Origin of the sequence: Zooshikella ganghwensis (assembly GCF_018263875.1) — a bacterium.
Taxonomy (GTDB): domain Bacteria; phylum Pseudomonadota; class Gammaproteobacteria; order Pseudomonadales; family Zooshikellaceae; genus Zooshikella; species Zooshikella ganghwensis.
Genome location: NZ_JAEVHG010000002.1, coordinates 44,831 through 62,684, shown reverse-complemented (window position 1 = coordinate 62,684; position 17,854 = coordinate 44,831). Strand labels below are relative to the sequence as shown.

The following is a 17,854-nucleotide window of genomic DNA, read 5'->3' as shown; positions in this document are numbered from 1 at the left end:
AAATAAATTACTGAATCGTAAGGCTTTTGCGGCGACTGGTTCTTCGGCCGGCATCTTGTAATGCTCTATCATCCAGCTGTTTGCATATAGTTTGTCTGATATGCTCGCATTTATCTGCATCAGTAATAGGACAACCATGAGCGTCTGTTATAAAAAAGACATCCTCTACACGCTCGCCAAGTGTTGCTATTTTTGCATTATGAATAAATAAACCTAGCTCCATAAATATGCGCCCAAGCAGGGCTAATAAACCGGGACGATCTGGTGCGATTATTTCTAAAATAGTCGTACCATTGTTTGGATTATTGCTAATGGTTACTTCTGCTGGATAGGTAAAATGCTTTAATTGTCGTGGTGTGCGACGCTGAATGATACTGGGGTAACGTGCAGGATTATTTAACTTGTGAGTAAGCGTTCGCTTAATTCGTTTTATTCTTTGAGGATTATCACCTATAGGTGTGCTATCGGCCTCTAAAACAGTAAAGGTATCTAGGCTGTAATTATTATGAGAGGTGATGATTCTTGCATCCTGAATGTTTAAATTAAGTTGGTCAATAGCAGCAGTCGCGGCAGCAAATAAATTATCACTGTCTTTTGTATAAATAAAGAGCTGTGTTGCACCTTCAAAGCCTGGGTGTGTTGTTTCTCGCACAAGAACAAGTGGGCCATTTGTTGTATTTTCAGTAAGAATTCCCTGAGTATGCCACACGATTTCTTCAACCGAATGTCTTAGGAAATAGTTATCGTCTAGAGAGTGCCAGATATTAAAAATTTGTGTGGTTGGAATATTCTCCGTGTTAAGAAGTGCGAGCGCTTCTTCCTGTCGAGATGCTATACGTTCGTTTTTATCCGCAGGTTTTTCAAGGCCACGACGTAAGACTCGTTTCGTTTCTTGATACAGTTGTCTTAATAAGGCTGCTCGCCAACTATTCCATAGTTTGGGATTGGTTGCATTAATGTCAGCAACAGTCAGCACATATAGATAATCTAAGTGGGTTTGATCAATAACCTGTCGGGCGAAAGCGTGAATAACTTCAGGGTCAGATAAGTCTTTTCGTTGTGCTGTAGTAGACATCAGTAAATGATTACGTACCAGCCATATAATCAAGTTGCTGTCTTCTTTGGCAATGCTGTGACGTATACAAAAGGCGCGTGCATCTTCTGCACCTAACTCAGAGTGATTTCCTCCCCGACCTTTAGCAATGTCATGATAGAGTCCAGCAATATGGAGTAAAGCGAGATCAGGCAGGTGTTGAACGATTTCGGAGGCAACGGGAAATTGTTCTGCATTTTCGGAGTAATGAAAGCGACGTAAAAATTTTATTAATAATAATGTGTGAGCATCAACTGAATAAATATGGAATAAGTCATGCTGCATTTGTCCAATTATTCGTCCAAACTCGGGTAAATAACGCCCCATTAAACCATAACGAACCATTCGTCTTAAATTTACAGTCAAGCCGTAAGGCGCAGCCATCAATTGGAGAAAAAGTGCTGCATTATGTGGATCGTTTCTAAACTCATTATTGATGAGGTAACGATGTTCTCTGATAAGTCGAATAGTTGTTGCTTTTACACCGAGAATACTAGGGTTTTGCGTCATGATTACAAATATTTCGAGTAGTGCTGACGGCGTTTTTCGAAAAACATCAGGCGTAACGACTTCGATATAATTATTTCTTGTTTGAAAACGCTCATTTATCGGTACGACAGTTTGAGCTTGTCCTGCAGATAAAATTAAATCGTCAAAGTGCTGTAAAAGTAAGTCATTTAATTCGCCAAGGGACATAACAACACGAAAATACTTTTGCATAAACTGCTCAACCGCCAAGCTGCCGGGCCGATCTTTATAGCCAAATAATGTAGCCAGCTGCTGTTGATAATCGAACAATAAGCGGTTTTCATCACGACGGGCCAGCATATGCAACCCATATCGGACCTGCCAGAGAAAGTCTTGGCCAGAGATTAAAATACTGTATTCGTTCTCGGTTAAAAGCTGACAATTTACCAGGTCATGCAATTTGGTAGTACCAAAGTGACGGCGAGTTACCCAGGAAATCATTTGAATATCACGTAAACCACCAGGTGAGCTTTTTAAATTAGGCTCTAAGTTATATTCAGTTTCATTATATTTTTTATGTCGGGTTCGTTGCTCTTCGTATTTAGCTTGCAAAAAAAGGCGGCTGGGCCAGATGCCTAAATAACCGATTCGCTGCCAAAGTTTGTTTAATAAAGGTGCGAAACCAGTGATCACTCTGGCCTCGAGAATGTTTGTCATGACCGTTATTTCATCAGCCGCAGCACTCACACATTCATCCAGTGAGCGTACACTGTGACCAACGGCCAGATTTAAGTCCCACAATAAGGTGAGGAATGACTGAATGGCAGGCAGGTAGTGATTATGCTGATTTCCGGAAAGCAAAATGAGCAGGTCAATGTCAGAGTGGGGGTGAAGCTGGCCTCGACCATAGCCGCCCACCGCAAGCAGGACAATATCCTCTTGCTGCTGTCCCACATAAAATTCCCACGCTAACATGAGCAGTTGGTCCATTACCCAGGCTCGGCCGTGGACCAGATGCTCTATATTAATACCTGCTTGATACAGCTCATCCATTTTCTGTTGAGCGCGCTGTAATGATTTTTTATAAGCAGGTAAAGGATTACTGGAAAGTATTAAGTCGGCGCGAAACTGACCTTTGTCAAATAGTTCTGTGCATAATTGATCAAAGGATGGTGGTATAAACATGTTAACCAGCCTCTTAGTGAAATACTTCAGTAATCAGAAATGAGAACAGGTACTTTTACAAAATATTTTCTTCTTTGCGCTGGGTAAAAATTTCTGCACCTGTCGCAGTCACCAAAATAGTATGCTCCCATTGGGCTGATAGACGGCCATCTTTAGTTGTTACGGTCCAATGGTCATTTTTATTAAGCTTGGTAAATTTTTTACCGGCATTGATCATCGGTTCTATGGTAAAGGTCATGCCTTCCTGTAATTTAAGCCCTGTGCCTGCTTTACCGTAGTGGAGTACTTGCGGGTCTTCATGAAACTCTTTGCCTATGCCATGACCACAATATTCTTCCACCACGCTGTAATGGTTAGCATGTGCGTGTTGGGCAATGACAAAGCCAATATCACCTAAAAAAGCACCAGGCCTCACTGCAGCAATACCTTTATATAAGCACTCTTGAGTAACTTGGCAAAGTCTTCTCGCATGTTCTGGTGGGTTGCCAATAAAGAACATTTTACTGGTGTCACCGTGATAACCCTCTTTAATGACGGTGACATCAATGTTGATAATGTCACCGTTCTTGAGTGTTTTCTTATCACTTGGAATGCCATGGCAGACAACATGGTTGACGGATGTACAGATAGATTTTGGAAAACCTCTATAATTAAGGGGGGCAGGGATGGCATCCAGCGTGTTAACAATATAGTCATGGCAGATGCGATCCAGCTCACCTGTGGTAACACCTGCTACAACATAAGGCTCGATCATTTCTAATACTTCAGCTGCCATTCGACCAGCAATGCGCATTTTTTCAATTTCTTCAGGTGTCTTAATTGTAACATTCATTCTAAGAGGTAAATCCTGACAGTAGTTTTTAACGGCAAACGATTCTAGTTCTCGATAGTGTATCAGAACTGGCAGCCGTTATTTAAGAGGGCTTAGCTAAATCTCTATGGAAGCAAACTCTAAGTAAGTGATACTTGTCGCTTTAAGGTAGCCTAAAATTGAAAGATAAATTGTAGTGTTAAGGTTTTAACTAAGGTGCTTTTATGGTATAAAGCGCCGCTTGATTAATAGGTAAGTAATTTTAACCCCACACATGTGCCGTCACATAGACTTGGGTGCCGAAAGGTTGGTCTATGGGGTACATGGAGGCTTAACCCATTTATAGGAGTTAGTATGCCAAAAGTAACAATGCGTGAAATGCTGAAAGCCGGCGTTCACTTTGGTCACCAAACCCGTTACTGGAACCCAAAAATGGGCAAATACATTTTTGGTTCTCGCAACAAAATTCATATCATTAATCTGGAGCATACCCTTCCAGCATTCAATAGCGCTTTAGCTTCAGTTCAAAAAATGGCAGAAGCAAAGAAGAAAGTGCTGTTTGTTGGGACAAAGCGTGCCGCTGGGAAGATTATTCGTGAAGAAGCGCAGCGTGCAGGAATGCCTTATGTTGACCACCGTTGGTTGGGTGGCATGCTGACAAACTACAAGACAATTCGTCAGTCTATTCGCCGCTTACGTGAGCTTGAAAGCCAAAGTCAAGATGGTACCTTTGAAAAGCTAACGAAAAAAGAAGCTTTGATGCGTAGCCGTGACATGGAAAAGCTAGAGCGTAGTCTTGGCGGAATCAAAGACATGGGCGGTTTACCTGACGCTTTGTTCGTAATTGATGTTGATCATGAGCGTATTGCCATCAGCGAAGCAAATAAGCTTGGTATCCCCGTAATCGGCGTTGTTGATACCAACAGCAGCCCAGAGGGTGTTGATGTGGTTATTCCAGGTAATGATGACGCCATCCGTGCTATTCAACTGTATGTACAGTCTGTAGCAAATGCTATTGTTGAAGGCCGTTCTGCTTCAGATGTTGGTGCTAAAGATGAGTTCGTTGAAGAAGTTGACGAGCAAGGTGAAGCACAAGCGGCTGCTGAAGGCTAAGCTAAACCTCAAGTAGCACATTGCATTGGCTGAATGACAATAAGGGGGCAAGGCCCCCTTTTTGCGGATAATGTGTTAGTACGCTTATTCAGTCAGCATGTTTTAGTCTAATCAACCTAATTCAGAGGAAAATGTAATGGCAGCAATTTCTGCAGCATTGGTAAAAGAGTTACGTGAGCGCACTGGCCTGGGCATGATGGAGTGCAAAAAAGCACTTGTTGAGTCAGAGGGCGATATTGAAAAAGCCATTGAAGAGCTACGTAAATCAGGCCAGGCTAAAGCTGCAAAGAAAGCTGGACGGATTGCCGCTGAAGGCGTAATTGCCGTTAAGCTGGCTGATGATAACCGCTATGGCGTCATGATCGAAGTTAACAGTGAAACTGACTTTGTGGCTCGTGATGATAACTTCTTGGCATTTGTACAAGAAATAGCTACTAAGGCATTTGAAACGAAAGCTTCTTCTGTTGAACAGCTGATGGCTGATGGTATGGAAGAAAGACGTCAGGCGTTAGTACAAAAGATTGGTGAAAATATTTCTGTACGTCGTGTCATTGCAGCTGAAGGCGAAGTAGTTGGCAGTTATGTACACGCCAATAACCGGATTGGTGTACTCGTTGCCTTGACCGGTGGAAATGCAGAAGTTGCTAAAGATGTTGCAATGCATATTGCTGCGGTTAACCCAACTGTTGTCAGCAAAGAAGATATGCCTGCTGAGCTTATCGAAAAAGAGCGTGAAATTTATACTGCTCAAGCTCAGGATAGCGGCAAGCCAGCTGACATCATTGAAAAAATGGTTGTGGGCCGAGTCAATAAGTTCTTGGCTGAAAACAGCCTGGTCGAGCAACCTTTTGTGAAAAACCCTGACATCAAAGTAGGGCAGCTGGTTAAAGAGGCTGGTGCAACTGTAACTGGTTTTACCCGTTACGAAGTTGGGGAAGGTATTGAGAAAGAAGAAGTGGATTTTGCTGCTGAGGTTGCGGCCCAAGCAGGCCTCAACAAGTAACACCATATTGGCCTGCAATTGCAGGCCAATTGCTTTGGGCGTTTAAAAAGATGCGCTGATAGAAGGAATGCTCTATGCCGATAAGTGATCGTCAACCCAAGTATAAACGTATTCTCCTCAAGTTAAGCGGTGAAGCATTAGTGGGTACCGAGGAGTTTGGTATTGACCCTAAAGTGCTGGATCGTATGGCTCTAGAAATAGGGCAGTTGGTGGGTATTGGCGTTCAAGTCGGCATTGTCATTGGTGGCGGCAATCTGTTTCGTGGGGCCTCACTGCATGAGGCGGGTATGGACAGGGTCACGGGTGACCACATGGGGATGCTGGCTACAGTGATGAATGCGCTTGCTATGCGTGATGCCCTGGAGCGCTCAAATATTAAAAGTAGTGTCATGTCAGCGATACCTATGAGTGGTATTGTTGAACACTATGACCGGCGTTTGGCGCAACGCTACTTGACGAATGGTGATGTGGTTATTTTTTCTGCAGGAACGGGAAATCCATTTTTCACAACTGACTCGGCAGCCTGTTTGCGAGGTATTGAGATTGAAGCAGACTTAGTGCTGAAAGCGACGAAAGTTGATGGTGTTTATACTGCAGATCCAGTGCAAAATCCTGATGCGATCAAGTATGATACGCTGACCTATGACGAGATACTGACACGTAAGCTGGGTGTTATGGATCTTACCGCCATTTGCTTGGTAAGGGATCACCTGATGCCTGTTCGCGTTTTTGATATGAATAAGTCAGGTGCGCTCCTAAATATTGTTGTGGGTGGTAATGAAGGCACGCTGATTTGTGGGGTGAATAATGATTAATGAGATTAAGGCTGAAGCGTCAGCCCGTATGAAGAAAAGCTTAGAGGCACTATCTGTTGCTTTTGCAAAGATTCGAACTGGCCGTGCTCATCCTAGCTTGCTTGACGATGTGAAAGTGAATTACTACGGCTCTGAAGTACAGTTGTCGCAAGCAGCTAATATTTCTACTGAAGATGGACGGACATTGGCGGTTATACCTTGGGAAAAGCACTTGGTTCCTGAGATTGAAAAAGCCATTTTGAAGTCAGATTTAGGTTTGAACCCAGCAACATCTGGAGATGTGGTTCGTATTCCTCTGCCTCCATTAACAGAAGAAACGCGTAAAGGTTTTATTAAACAGGCACGTCAGGAAGCAGAGTCTGCGAGAGTGGCTGTACGTAATATTCGTCGTGACGCAAATAATGATCTCAAAGGTTTGCTGAAAGACAAAGAAATCAGTGAGGATGAGGAGCGTAAGGCACAAGATGATATCCAAAAGCTTACGGATAAATTTATTGGTGAAATAGATAAAGTGCTTCAGGATAAAGAAAAAGATCTTATGGAAATATAAGTGCGAACTGAGAAATTGGTTGGCAGTTGTAGTACAGATGTCGCAGCAGTGTGAAAAAACGCTTCATACTGCTGCTGTTTTTTTGGTGACGTTACACTACTTTTGTGAATTATATTTGCATCTCTCTGTTTGCATTAAGCAAATAAATGTTTATTGTTTCGACCTCAATTCAATAGCCGATTATTTCCAGATTTATGTCTAATCATCTCAAACCAGAGATTTCTGATTCCCTGGGAGAACTAAAAAATCGCCCTAAACATATTGCCGTTATTATGGATGGTAATAATCGTTGGGCCAAACGCAAACGACTACCTGGTATAGCAGGCCATCGTGCGGGCTTGAGCGCAGCACGAAGTATTGTTGAGGCTTGTGGTCGTTATGGTATTGAAGTCTTAACGTTATTTGCATTTAGCAGTGAAAACTGGCGTCGGCCGGAAGAAGAAGTGTCAGCGCTGATGGAGTTGTTTTTAAGAGCGCTGAAAAGAGAAACTAAACGCTTACATAAAAACCATATTCGCTTAAAAGTTATTGGTGATCGTTCAGCTTTCAGTCCCTCATTGCAAAAACATATTGCTGATGCTGAAGCGTTAACGGCAGAAAATGCCAAAGTTACTTTAGTGATTGCTGCAAATTATGGTGGCCAGTGGGATATGCTGAATGCATGCCAACAGCTTGCCGAAAAAGTTAAGGCCGGTAAATTGCAAGCAAGCGAGATTTCAACAGAGCTTGTTGAGCAGCACTTGCAGACAGAAGGCCTACCATTACCTGATCTTTGTATTCGAACAGGTGGTGTGCACAGAATAAGTAACTTTATGCTATGGCAATTTGCTTATACAGAGTTTTACTACACAAAGACACTTTGGCCTGACTTTGGTCCCGAAGAGTTTGAGCAAGCACTGATAGATTTTGCAGGCCGAGAGCGACGTTTTGGACGTACAAGCGAACAAGTTGAGGCTCAGGATCAGTGCTAAAACAACGAATCTTAACCGCTGCTATTTTGGCTCCTATTGTATTGGTAGGAGTGCTATTTCTTGATCTTCCCTACTTTAGCTGGTTTATTGGTGCGATTACCACACTAGGTGCTTGGGAGTGGGCTAATCTGTCGGGCTGGCAGCAATTACCACAGCGAGTTGGTTATACACTTACCTATGTGCTGATTATGATTATCAGTGCGATGTGGATTCCTTTCACTTGGGGAGTCATAGTAAGTGCGCTATGGTGGTGTGGCGCAGTGTTTTTGGTAGTTCAATACCCTAAAATAAGATGGTTTTGGGAGGCTACCACTATTAAGCTAGCAGTAGGCTTACTGGTGCTTCTTGCTGCATGGCAGGCATTTGTTCTTATTAAAATGCAAGCTAACAGTAGCTCCCTTATTGTGTTTCTTCTGTTGTTAATCTGGGGCGCAGATAGTGGTGCTTACTTTGCGGGTAAGCGTTTTGGCAAGCATAAGCTAGCACCAAGAGTGAGTCCTGGCAAAAGTTGGGAAGGTGTTGCTGGAGGGCTGGCTGCTATCACGCTGCTTACGTTTATTTTTGCTTGGTACTGGCAGTTAAACTGGATTGATAGTCTATTGCTAACTGCTATAGCCTGGTTAGTTGTTGCCAGCTCAGTTTTGGGGGACCTTGTGGAAAGTATGTTTAAGCGAGAGCAAGGTTTAAAAGATAGCAGCCAGTTATTACCTGGACATGGTGGTGTTCTTGACCGAATTGATTCGTTAACAGCAGCAGCACCAGTACTTGCCTTACTTTTAGTGGTTATTGGTTTATAAGATGCGGGCTGATTGATAGTGCAAAACATTACTATTCTGGGATCCACAGGTTCCATTGGTTGTAGTACTTTAGATGTTATTGCTCAACATCCAAGTCGTTATCAAGTGTTTGCTCTAGCAGCCCAAAAAGACGTCACTGGGATGTTAATGCAGTGTCAGCAGTTTCAACCTAAATATGCGGTTATGGCTGACAGCGTTGCAGCAAGTAAACTTCGTGAGTCGCTCAATGAGACAGTCTGTAAAACAGAGGTTTTAACAGGAGAGCAGGCACTTGCTCAGGTGGCTGCTGCTGCAGAGGTAGATACTGTTATGGCGGCTATTGTGGGAGCCGCAGGGTTATTACCAACTTTAGCTGCAGTAAAGGCTGGGAAAAAAGTGTTGCTTGCTAATAAAGAGGCACTGGTTATGTCTGGTGCCTTGTTTATGCAGGAAGTAACTCAGGCTGGTGCGACATTGTTGCCTATTGATAGTGAGCATAATGCCATCTTTCAATGTTTGCCTCCAACGGCTTCTGATTCGCTCTCAGTGGCAGGTATTCGAAAAATATTATTAACGGCATCTGGTGGTCCTTTTCGCAACTTTACTTTCGAAGAGTTACAACATGTGACACCAGAGCAGGCCTGTAATCACCCAAACTGGTCAATGGGGCGAAAAATTTCAGTAGACTCTGCCACGCTTATGAATAAGGGGTTGGAGTTTATAGAAGCTTGCTGGCTCTTTTCTGCGTCACCAGATCAAGTTGAGGTTGTGATTCATCCTCAAAGTATTATTCATTCTATGGTTGACTACATTGATGGTTCTGTCCTTGCACAGCTTGGTAACCCAGATATGCGTACGCCCATTGCGCATGCGCTTGCTTGGCCTCAGCGGATGGCTTCAGGTGTTTCCCCTCTCGACTTAGCTAAAATAGGACAGCTTGACTTTGAAGCGCCTAATGAAGAACGTTTCCCATGTTTGAAGTTAGCTAAGCAAGCTGTCCAAGCAGGAGGGACTGCAATGGCTATTCTCAATGCTGCTAATGAGGTTGCAGTAGACGCCTTTTTAGCAGATAAGTTGACATTTATGGGCATTGCACAAGTTAATGAAGCTGTGCTCAATAAAACCTCTTGCAGTGCTGCAAATAGTTTGGAGCATGTGTTAGAGGCGGACAGGATTGCTCGTGAGTGTGCTCAACAAATAGTGTACGCTAGCAACTGATAACTAAATAAGGATGCTTGGGCTACAAACATGATTGAGTTGTTGCAAACAATATTAGCAATGATCGTTGCCTTAGGGTTGCTGGTGACATTTCATGAGTACGGACACTTTTGGGTGGCTAGGCGTTGTGGCGTTAAAGTGTTGCGTTTCTCAGTGGGATTTGGCAAACCATTACTTTCGTGGTACGACCGACATGGCACTGAGTTTGTGATTGCAGCCTTTCCTTTAGGTGGGTATGTCAAGATGCTCGATGCCCGGGAAGGGCCTGTTGCTGAGTCTGATCAATCTTTTGAGTTTACGCGAAAGCCTGTATCACAACGTATTGCAATTGTGGTTGCTGGCCCAGTGGCAAACTTTATCCTCGCGATTATTGCTTTTTGGCTTATGTTGATGATTGGGATTAAAGCCCTTATTCCCGTTATTGGCGAGGTTAAACCTGAAAGTCCTGCTGCAAACGCAAATATTCGTTCAGGTTATGAAATTGTTGCCGTCGGTGATGAGCAAACAGTTTCCTGGTATGACATCAACATTGCTCTGCTTAGTTACATTGGTGATACTGGTAAAATTCCACTAACGCTTCGTCCATTCTCTGAGGGTAATAGTTCTTCGAGTAAGGGGGCTTTAGTCCAGCATGAGCTTGCTGTTGATAACTGGTTGGCAGGTGTCGAGCAGCCAAAGCCATTAGCTGCTTTAGGTATTTCTGAGTTTTACCCTAAGATTCCAGCTGTGGTGGGTGAGTTAATGGAAGGTTATCCGGCAGTTAAAGCTGGAATGAAACCAGGTGATGAAATTCTGTCAGTAAATGATAAACCTGTCGTAGATTGGAGTGACTGGGTTCAAAAAGTTAAAAAACATCCAAATCAATCATTACAGGTTGAAATACGACGTAATGGTATAAGACAAGTGTTGACTGTTACTCCTGGGGTAAAACAAAGTGAAGCTGGAAGTATAGGATTTATAGGGGCTTCGCCACAGGCAGTTTCATTTCCAGATAATGTATTTCGCGACATAAGTTATGCGCCACATGATGCATTTATTGTTGCATTGTCTAAAACATGGTCAATGACAGCATTGACTTTAAGCTCAATAAAGAAAATGATAGAGGGGGTTGTCTCAGTTAAAAATTTGAGTGGCCCGATTACTATTGCAAAAGTTGCTGGCGATACAGCACGTTCAGGTATTGAGAGCTTTCTCAATTTTCTGGCGATATTAAGCATCAGTTTAGGTGTTTTAAATCTGCTACCAATACCAATACTTGATGGTGGACACCTTGTTTATTATCTCATTGAGTGGGTTAAAGGTAGTCCTGTATCACAAAAGGCTCAAGAATTTGGTAGTCGAATAGGCATCGCGTTGATAATTACGATGATGTTTGTTGCTTTTTATAACGACTTGAGCCGTCTGTAGTTTATTTTTGGGGGAACCTGCCTTCGGGTTCGTGATGTTTCATCTTACAGCTCTGGAAGAACGGATTCCATGAAGCGATATCTGTTGTCTCTACTTTTCGGCTGTACGGCTTTACCGTACGTATGTTTGGCGGATTCATTTATCGTCTCAGATATTCGCGTTGATGGTTTGCAACGTGTATCTGAAGGTACGGTTTTTAATGCACTGCCTTTAACCATTGGTGATGAAGTCAATGCTCAAGCAATTACTGAAGCAACACGTGGCCTATTTAAGACAGGTTACTTTCAGGATATACGGCTTGCTCGAGATGGGAATGTTCTGGTCATAACTGTAGTTGAGCGTCCCTCTATCAGTAGTATCGATATTGAAGGTAATAAGGCAATTGATACTGAAAAGCTACTTGATGGATTAAAGCAAGAAGGGCTAGCTCCAGGTGAGATTTATGAGCAGGCGACCCTTGAAGCTATTCGTTTACAACTAGAACGTCAATATGTTGCACAAGGTCGCTATGGTGCAAAAATTGAGTCTGAAATTACTCCACTTCCTCGTAACCGTGTAGGCATTAAAATTAATATCAAAGAGGGTAAAGTAGCGACAATTGAGCATATCAATATTGTTGGTAACAACATTTATCCTAATGATGACCTGCTTGAGCTTTTTCAGCTGCAGCCTTCAGGTTTATTTTCTTTTTACACGGATGACAATAAATATTCGCGTGAAAAATTATCTGGCGATTTAGAGCGTTTACGCTCCTATTATTTGGATCGTGGTTATATCAATTTCAATATTACTTCTACACAGGTTTCTATCTCACCGGATAAAGAAGAAGTTTATATCACAATTAATATCCATGAAGGCGAGAAGTATACCATCAGAGACGTTAAGCTGGCGGGTGATATTAAAGTACCTGAGCCAGAGATGCGTAAGCTGATTGTGGTAAAACAAGGTGATACTTTTTCGCGTAAAGCTATTACTAAAACAGAAGAGTTTTTAGCTAGGCGCTTGGGTAATGATGGGTATACATTTGCTAACGTCAATACAATCCCACAACCCCACGAAGAAGATAACAGTGTAAGTGTTACGTTTTTCGTTGATCCTGGTAAGCGTGTTTATGTGCGACGGGTGAATTTTATAGGTAATACTAAAACTGAAGATGAAGTATTACGTCGTGAAATGCGCCAAATGGAAGGTTCTTGGGCATCAACTCATAAAATTGAGCAGTCAAAAACCCGATTAGACCGGTTGGGTTATTTTAAAGAGGTTAATGTTGAAACAACACCTGTAGCTGGAACAACAGATCAGATTGATGTGAATTATGCTGTAGAAGAGCAGGCCTCAGGTAGTGTATCTGCAAGCGTTGGGTTTTCTCAAGGCAGTGGTCTGATCTTGGGTGGAAACATTAGTCAGCGTAACTTTTTAGGTACAGGTAACAGAGTTAACCTGGGTCTTAATACCAGTAAATCCAGAACCTTATATCGCTTTGGCTTTTATGATCCCTATTACACAGTTGATGGTGTGAGTCGTGGTTTTGATGTGTTCTATCGCACCACAGACTACGAGGAAAAAGATATTTCCAACTATTCAACGGATGTATGGGGTGGCAGTGTGACATTTGGCTATCCGTTGTCAGAGACCTCAAATTTAAGTTTTGGTTTTGGTCTTGACCAGACGGAAGTTAAAACCGGTACTAATACTGCAAAACAAATTCAAGAATTTATTGATGAAGAAGGCGATAAATACCTCAACTACAAATTTAATATTGGCTGGAACCAATCAACACTAAACCGAGGTGTATTAGCAACACGAGGGTATTCACAAAGCTTAGGATTGGAGTTGGCGCTTCCTGGGAGTGATCTGCAATTTTATAAAGTGAATTATCGTGGGCAACTGTTTAAGCCTTTAACGGATAGCCTGACATTACATCTGAAAACCAACTTAGGCTACGGTGACAGTATTGGAAGTACCTCTGAAATGCCCTTTATAGAACACTATTATGCGGGCGGTTTCGGTTCTGTGCGCGGCTTCAAAGATAATACCCTTGGCCCACGTGCAATACGCAAGGATAATACAGACGACGACCCCATAGGGGGAAATGTTTTAGTGGAAGGTACTGCAGAAGTTATTTTCCCACTACCGTTTATTCGTGACCAGCGCTCTATACGCAGTTCCGTATTCCTAGATGCAGGTAACGTATTTGACACCAGCTGTAGTAGTGATGAAAACAACTGTAGTAATGTAGACCTTGGAGAATTACGTTACTCTGCAGGGTTTGGAGTAACCTGGATTACAGGTCTTGGACCACTGACTTTCAGCTTGGCTAAAGCCTTAAATGCTGACTCAGATGATGAGACTGAAGTATTCCAATTTGCTCTTGGGCAAACCTTCTAAAAGCGTTTGAAGCGAATTTATAGGAGATATGATGTTGTCTAGTAAGCTGGGTAAAATTATAGGTATTAGCCTTGCGCTGTTGGTTGCTCCTTTGGCTTCTGCTGAAATGAAAATTGCCGTTATTAATTACCAAAAGGCAATGTTGGAGTCTGATCAAGCAAAGCGTTATGCAAAACAGGCTGAAGCAAAATTCGGTGGTAAAGTGAAAACACTGCGTGCGCTTGAGGCTGAAGCTAAGTCTTTGAACCAAAAGCTGCAAAAAGATGGTTCTGCAATGAGTGATTCTGAGCGCACTAAACTTCAGCTTCAATTAAAGCGTAAAGCTGAAGACTTTCAAGTGCAGTCTAAAGAGTTGCAAATTGAAAAGAACAAAGCTGATCGTGACCAAATCAAAAGTTTAAAACCAAAACTCGACTCTGCGATTGCTCAAGTGGCTAAAGCAGGTGGATACGAAATTGTATTAGAGAAATCCGCAGCTTACTATGTTGACGCAAAACATGATATAACCAACAAAGTTATACTCAAGTTAAATCAAATGCGTTAATTCTATAGTAGGGTTTCATGAAAGTTGCTTCAGCTTATACACTTAAGCAGGTGGCTGAGTATCTTCAAGCAGACTTAATTGGAGATGCTCAGTTAAGGTTATCAGGGTTAGCTACACTGCAGGATGCTACGCCAAATGATCTTTCATTTTTGGCTAATCCAGCCTACCGAAAATACCTCGATATAACACAAGCTGGAGCAGTTATTTTGAAGCCTGATATGGCGACACAATTTTCAGGTAGTGTCATTGTTGTCGCCAATCCCTACCTTGCCTATGCTAAGATTTCCCACCTTTTTGATTCAAGTCGACAGTTTGATGCGGGTATTCACCCATCAGCAGTAGTACATCCTACCGCAAAACTATCTGACTCTGTGTATGTAGGTCCTAACGTTGTTATAGAGTCAGGCGTTACCATTGGTGAGCACGCTGTTATTGAGTCTGGCACTGTGGTGGGGCGTGATAGTTTAATTGGAGCTTATACACATTTATCGCGTAATGTCACTATTTGTTACGGAGTAACTATTGGTGAACGCGTTATAATTCATAGCGGCGCTGTGATTGGGGCTGATGGGTTTGGTTTTGCACCAGAGCAACACCAATGGCACAAAATTGCACAGTTAGGTAGCGTCATCATTGGGGATGATGTTGAAATTGGTGCAAATACAGCCATTGATCGTGGGGCTTTAAGTGATACGATTATTGGTAATGGTGTGAAGCTGGATAACCTTATTCAGATTGCTCACAATGTGGTTATCGGTGAAAATACTGCAATTGCTGGCTGTGTGGGTATTTCTGGAAGTACAACAGTAGGAAAAAACTGTACGATAGCTGGAGGTTCTGGCTTGGCAGGGCACCTATCAATTACCGATAATGTGCACATTACAGCAATGACTCTGGTTACGAAATCAATTGATCAGCCAGGGACGTATTCTTCTGGTGCAGGTACAAGTATGCCTGCAGCGCAGTGGAAAAAGCAGGTTGTACGTATTCGCCAGCTGGATGAGCTGGCTAAGCGTATTCACCAGCTTGAGAAGCGTAATGAGCGCTAAAGGTTAGTGGTGTAATCCTCCTTTTTAAGGTTTTGCCCCAGTCGTCACTAGCATTACCTCGATATTAGAAACAGGCGAAATCAAAGCATGATGAATATTCAAGAGATTAAAGCGTATCTCCCGCAACGTTATCCTTTTTTGTTGGTTGATCGAGTTGTAGAGCTTGATTTGGAAGCCAACACAATCTCTTGTTACAAAAATGTTAGCGTTAATGAAGAGTTTTTCAATGGGCATTTTCCTGAGCATCCTATTATGCCAGGTGTGCTGATCATTGAGGCAATGGCACAAGCTGCAGGAATTCTAGGCTTTAAAATGAGTGGCAAGCAGCCTGAAGATAATCATGTGTATTATTTTGCAGGTGCTGACAAGGTACGTTTTAAACAGCCTGTCGTGCCAGGTGACAGGCTCCAGCTTAATGCTTCTTTTGTAATGGAAAAACGTGGAATCTGGAAGTTTTCTTGTCAGGCATTGGTTGATGGTAAATTAGCCAGCTCAGCAGAAATTCTATGTGCAAAGAAGGAATTACTACCTTGATTGATCCACGCGCTATCATAGATCCAGGTGCAAAGCTGGCTGCGGATGTTGAAATTGGACCATGGACCTATGTGGGTCCAAATGTCGAAATCGATAGCGGTACAGTTGTTCACTCTCATGTGGTGCTCAAAGGCCCAACGAAAATTGGAAAAAATAATAGAATTTTTCAGTTTTCATCTGTGGGTGAAGATTGTCAGGATAAAAAATATAAAGGTGAGCCTACTAGGTTAGAGATTGGTGATAATAATATCATTCGTGAAGGCTGCACTATCCATCGTGGAACCATTCAGGATAATAGCGTTACCAAAATAGGTAATAATAACTTGCTTATGGCCTATGTCCACATAGGACATGATTGCGTATTAAGTAACGATATTATTATGGCAAATAATGCAGCTATTGCTGGGCATGTTTATATTAGTGACGGTGTTATTCTTGGTGGTTATTCTACAGTCCACCAATTTTGCCAGGTTGGACCCTTTAGTATGACGGCTGCTCATACGGCTGTTTTCAAAGATATTCCTGCGTTTGTCACGGTAAGTGGTAACCCTGCAGCTGCACATGGTATGAACTATGAAGGTATGCGGAGGCGAGGGTACTCAGCGGAGCTAATCGGTGTACTAAGGCGTTGCTATCGCATCATTTATCGTCAGGGTTTGACGTTAAAAGATGCGATTACTGAGCTTGAGCAATGGTCAAGTGAACATGAAGAAGTGCAACGCTTAATCAATTCTCTACAGTCTTCTAATCGGGGTATAACCCGCTAGTTAGTATTCATGACTTCAACTAAAAAGATAAGAATAGCCATCGTTGCAGGCGAGGCATCAGGTGACTTGCTGGGTGCAGGTTTAATTAAAGCATTGCAGCAACGCTTTCCTCAGGCCACATTTGAAGGTATTGGCGGGCCTCGCATGTTAGCGCTTGGTTTTGAATCCTTTGAGTCAATGGAGCGCTTGGCGGTGATGGGTCTGACCGAAGTGTTGGGACGTGTCCCTGAGCTTTTACGCTTAAGACGTCGCTTAGTTGAATATTGGCAGCAGCAACCACCAACAGTGTTTATTGGAATAGATGCGCCCGACTTTAATTTAGGGTTAGAAAAAAAATTAAAGCGCTCTGGTATCACAACAATACACTACGTGAGTCCTACTATTTGGGCATGGCGTCAAAAAAGAGTGTTTAATGTAGCTGAAAGTACTCACCATGTACTCACACTATTTCCTTTTGAGGCTGCATTTTACGAGAAACATAATATTCCGGTCACATTTGTGGGGCATCCACTTGCGGATGATATTCCAATGGATATGGACCAGAAGACTGCGCAAGAAAAGTTAAGCATTAATACAAATTGCCCTACTTTAGCCGTTTTGCCTGGTAGCCGGAGAAGTGAGGTTCAGCGGTTAGCGCAGTTGTTTATGCAAGCGGCAAAGCTTTGTCAGCGGCAACTGCCTGATTTGCAAGTATTAATCCCTGCAGCTAATAAGCACCGTTTTCAGCAAATACAAGAAATAGCTCAGGCTTTTCCTGATTTATCAACCAAAGTGGTGTTGGGGCAGGCTCAAGATGTAATGGCAGCCAGTGATGCTATTTTACTTGCATCAGGTACTGCAACATTGGAAGCCATGTTGGTAAAAAGGCCAATGGTTGTTGCATATCGAGTATCAAGGATAACGCATATGTTGGTGTCTGGTATGCTTAAAACACCTTATGTTGCGTTGCCCAATCTATTAGCAAATCAATTATTGGTTCCTGAGTTGTTGCAGCAGCAAGCAACGCCTGAGCATTTAGCTGTTGCTATTTTGAAGGCTCTCCACCCTCAAACAGCCTCTAAATTACACGACACTTTTCGACAAATCCACCAACAGCTTCGTTGTAATGCCAGTGAACGAGCTGCTGATGCCGTCGCAAAGCTTATTTCATAGCATTTTTCAA

General features: G+C 42.7%; 16 protein-coding genes. 14 read left to right on the top strand and 2 right to left on the bottom strand.

Annotated elements, in window-relative coordinates; translation table 11 throughout:
* Positions 1-7: 7 nt before the first annotated feature.
* Entirely contained in the window at positions 8-2,746 is a 2,739-nt protein-coding gene (locus KHS79_RS04205; protein WP_212716927.1) for a [protein-PII] uridylyltransferase, read from the bottom strand.
* A gap of 55 nt (positions 2,747-2,801) precedes the next feature.
* Complete coding sequence (map, locus tag KHS79_RS04200; protein ID WP_212717551.1) at positions 2,802-3,641, bottom strand: type I methionyl aminopeptidase; 840 nt, start codon at positions 3,639-3,641, stop codon at positions 2,802-2,804.
* Between the two features lie 270 nt (positions 3,642-3,911).
* Here map and rpsB point away from each other — a divergent pair, with 270 nt between their 5' ends.
* The 14 genes from rpsB to lpxB all read left to right on the top strand — a co-directional run bounded on the left by rpsB (position 3,912) and on the right by lpxB (position 17,844).
* Complete coding sequence (rpsB, locus tag KHS79_RS04195) at positions 3,912-4,670, top strand: 30S ribosomal protein S2 (protein ID WP_027707184.1); 759 nt, start codon at positions 3,912-3,914, stop codon at positions 4,668-4,670.
* Positions 4,671-4,806: 136 nt separating this feature from the next.
* Complete coding sequence (gene tsf, locus KHS79_RS04190; protein WP_027707185.1) at positions 4,807-5,673, top strand: translation elongation factor Ts; 867 nt, start codon at positions 4,807-4,809, stop codon at positions 5,671-5,673.
* Between the two features lie 74 nt (positions 5,674-5,747).
* Positions 5,748-6,488, top strand: coding sequence for a UMP kinase (gene pyrH, locus KHS79_RS04185; RefSeq protein WP_027707186.1), 741 nt, complete (start codon positions 5,748-5,750; stop codon positions 6,486-6,488).
* Entirely contained in the window at positions 6,481-7,038 is a 558-nt protein-coding gene (frr, locus tag KHS79_RS04180) for a ribosome recycling factor (RefSeq protein WP_212716925.1), read from the top strand. Before pyrH ends, frr begins: the two co-directional genes overlap by 8 nt.
* A 194-nt stretch (positions 7,039-7,232) precedes the next feature.
* Positions 7,233-8,009 (top strand): polyprenyl diphosphate synthase, encoded by a 777-nt coding sequence (gene uppS, locus KHS79_RS04175; RefSeq protein ID WP_212716923.1) that lies wholly within the window; start codon positions 7,233-7,235, stop codon positions 8,007-8,009.
* The gene (locus KHS79_RS04170; RefSeq protein WP_212716921.1) at positions 8,003-8,806 is read left to right on the top strand and encodes a phosphatidate cytidylyltransferase; all 804 of its coding nucleotides are present in this window, start codon (positions 8,003-8,005) and stop codon (positions 8,804-8,806) included. Before uppS ends, KHS79_RS04170 begins: the two co-directional genes overlap by 7 nt.
* A gap of 18 nt (positions 8,807-8,824) precedes the next feature.
* Positions 8,825-10,003: a 1-deoxy-D-xylulose-5-phosphate reductoisomerase gene (ispC, locus tag KHS79_RS04165; RefSeq protein WP_212716918.1), complete on the top strand. Its 1,179-nt coding sequence runs from the start codon at positions 8,825-8,827 to the stop codon at positions 10,001-10,003.
* Between the two features lie 30 nt (positions 10,004-10,033).
* Entirely contained in the window at positions 10,034-11,410 is a 1,377-nt protein-coding gene (gene rseP, locus KHS79_RS04160; protein WP_233468223.1) for an RIP metalloprotease RseP, read from the top strand.
* Between the two features lie 69 nt (positions 11,411-11,479).
* Positions 11,480-13,798: an outer membrane protein assembly factor BamA gene (gene bamA / locus KHS79_RS04155; RefSeq protein ID WP_212716916.1), complete on the top strand. Its 2,319-nt coding sequence runs from the start codon at positions 11,480-11,482 to the stop codon at positions 13,796-13,798.
* A 28-nt stretch (positions 13,799-13,826) separates the two neighbouring features.
* Positions 13,827-14,342 carry an OmpH family outer membrane protein gene (locus KHS79_RS04150; RefSeq protein ID WP_027707193.1) on the top strand — a complete coding sequence of 172 codons (516 nt, stop codon included), beginning with the start codon at positions 13,827-13,829 and terminating at the stop codon, positions 14,340-14,342.
* Positions 14,343-14,359: 17 nt separating this feature from the next.
* Entirely contained in the window at positions 14,360-15,391 is a 1,032-nt protein-coding gene (gene lpxD, locus KHS79_RS04145) for a UDP-3-O-(3-hydroxymyristoyl)glucosamine N-acyltransferase (RefSeq protein ID WP_027707194.1), read from the top strand.
* A gap of 87 nt (positions 15,392-15,478) precedes the next feature.
* The gene (gene fabZ / locus KHS79_RS04140) at positions 15,479-15,925 is read left to right on the top strand and encodes a 3-hydroxyacyl-ACP dehydratase FabZ (RefSeq protein ID WP_027707195.1); all 447 of its coding nucleotides are present in this window, start codon (positions 15,479-15,481) and stop codon (positions 15,923-15,925) included.
* On the top strand, positions 15,898-16,692 hold the full coding sequence (gene lpxA, locus KHS79_RS04135) for an acyl-ACP--UDP-N-acetylglucosamine O-acyltransferase (protein WP_233468222.1): 795 nt from the start codon (positions 15,898-15,900) through the stop codon (positions 16,690-16,692). Before fabZ ends, lpxA begins: the two co-directional genes overlap by 28 nt.
* A gap of 9 nt (positions 16,693-16,701) precedes the next feature.
* Positions 16,702-17,844 carry a lipid-A-disaccharide synthase gene (gene lpxB / locus KHS79_RS04130; RefSeq protein ID WP_212716914.1) on the top strand — a complete coding sequence of 381 codons (1,143 nt, stop codon included), beginning with the start codon at positions 16,702-16,704 and terminating at the stop codon, positions 17,842-17,844.
* The last annotated feature ends 10 nt before the right edge of the window (positions 17,845-17,854 follow it).

Excerpts from the sequence above, each read along its gene's own strand:
- fabZ (WP_027707195.1), top strand. The coding sequence starts at position 15,479 with ATGATGAATATTCAAGAGATTAAAGCGTATCTCCCGCAACGTTATCCT.
- lpxD (WP_027707194.1), top strand. The coding sequence starts at position 14,360 with ATGAAAGTTGCTTCAGCTTATACACTTAAGCAGGTGGCTGAGTATCTT.
- pyrH (WP_027707186.1), top strand. The coding sequence starts at position 5,748 with ATGCCGATAAGTGATCGTCAACCCAAGTATAAACGTATTCTCCTCAAG.
- KHS79_RS04205 (WP_212716927.1), bottom strand. The coding sequence starts at position 2,746 with ATGTTTATACCACCATCCTTTGATCAATTATGCACAGAACTATTTGAC.
- KHS79_RS04150 (WP_027707193.1), top strand. The coding sequence starts at position 13,827 with ATGATGTTGTCTAGTAAGCTGGGTAAAATTATAGGTATTAGCCTTGCG.
- uppS (WP_212716923.1), top strand. The coding sequence starts at position 7,233 with ATGTCTAATCATCTCAAACCAGAGATTTCTGATTCCCTGGGAGAACTA.
- lpxA (WP_233468222.1), top strand. The coding sequence starts at position 15,898 with ATGTGCAAAGAAGGAATTACTACCTTGATTGATCCACGCGCTATCATA.
- rseP (WP_233468223.1), top strand. The coding sequence starts at position 10,034 with ATGATTGAGTTGTTGCAAACAATATTAGCAATGATCGTTGCCTTAGGG.
- frr (WP_212716925.1), top strand. The coding sequence starts at position 6,481 with ATGATTAATGAGATTAAGGCTGAAGCGTCAGCCCGTATGAAGAAAAGC.
- rpsB (WP_027707184.1), top strand. The coding sequence starts at position 3,912 with ATGCCAAAAGTAACAATGCGTGAAATGCTGAAAGCCGGCGTTCACTTT.
- lpxB (WP_212716914.1), top strand. The coding sequence starts at position 16,702 with ATGACTTCAACTAAAAAGATAAGAATAGCCATCGTTGCAGGCGAGGCA.
- tsf (WP_027707185.1), top strand. The coding sequence starts at position 4,807 with ATGGCAGCAATTTCTGCAGCATTGGTAAAAGAGTTACGTGAGCGCACT.
- bamA (WP_212716916.1), top strand. The coding sequence starts at position 11,480 with ATGAAGCGATATCTGTTGTCTCTACTTTTCGGCTGTACGGCTTTACCG.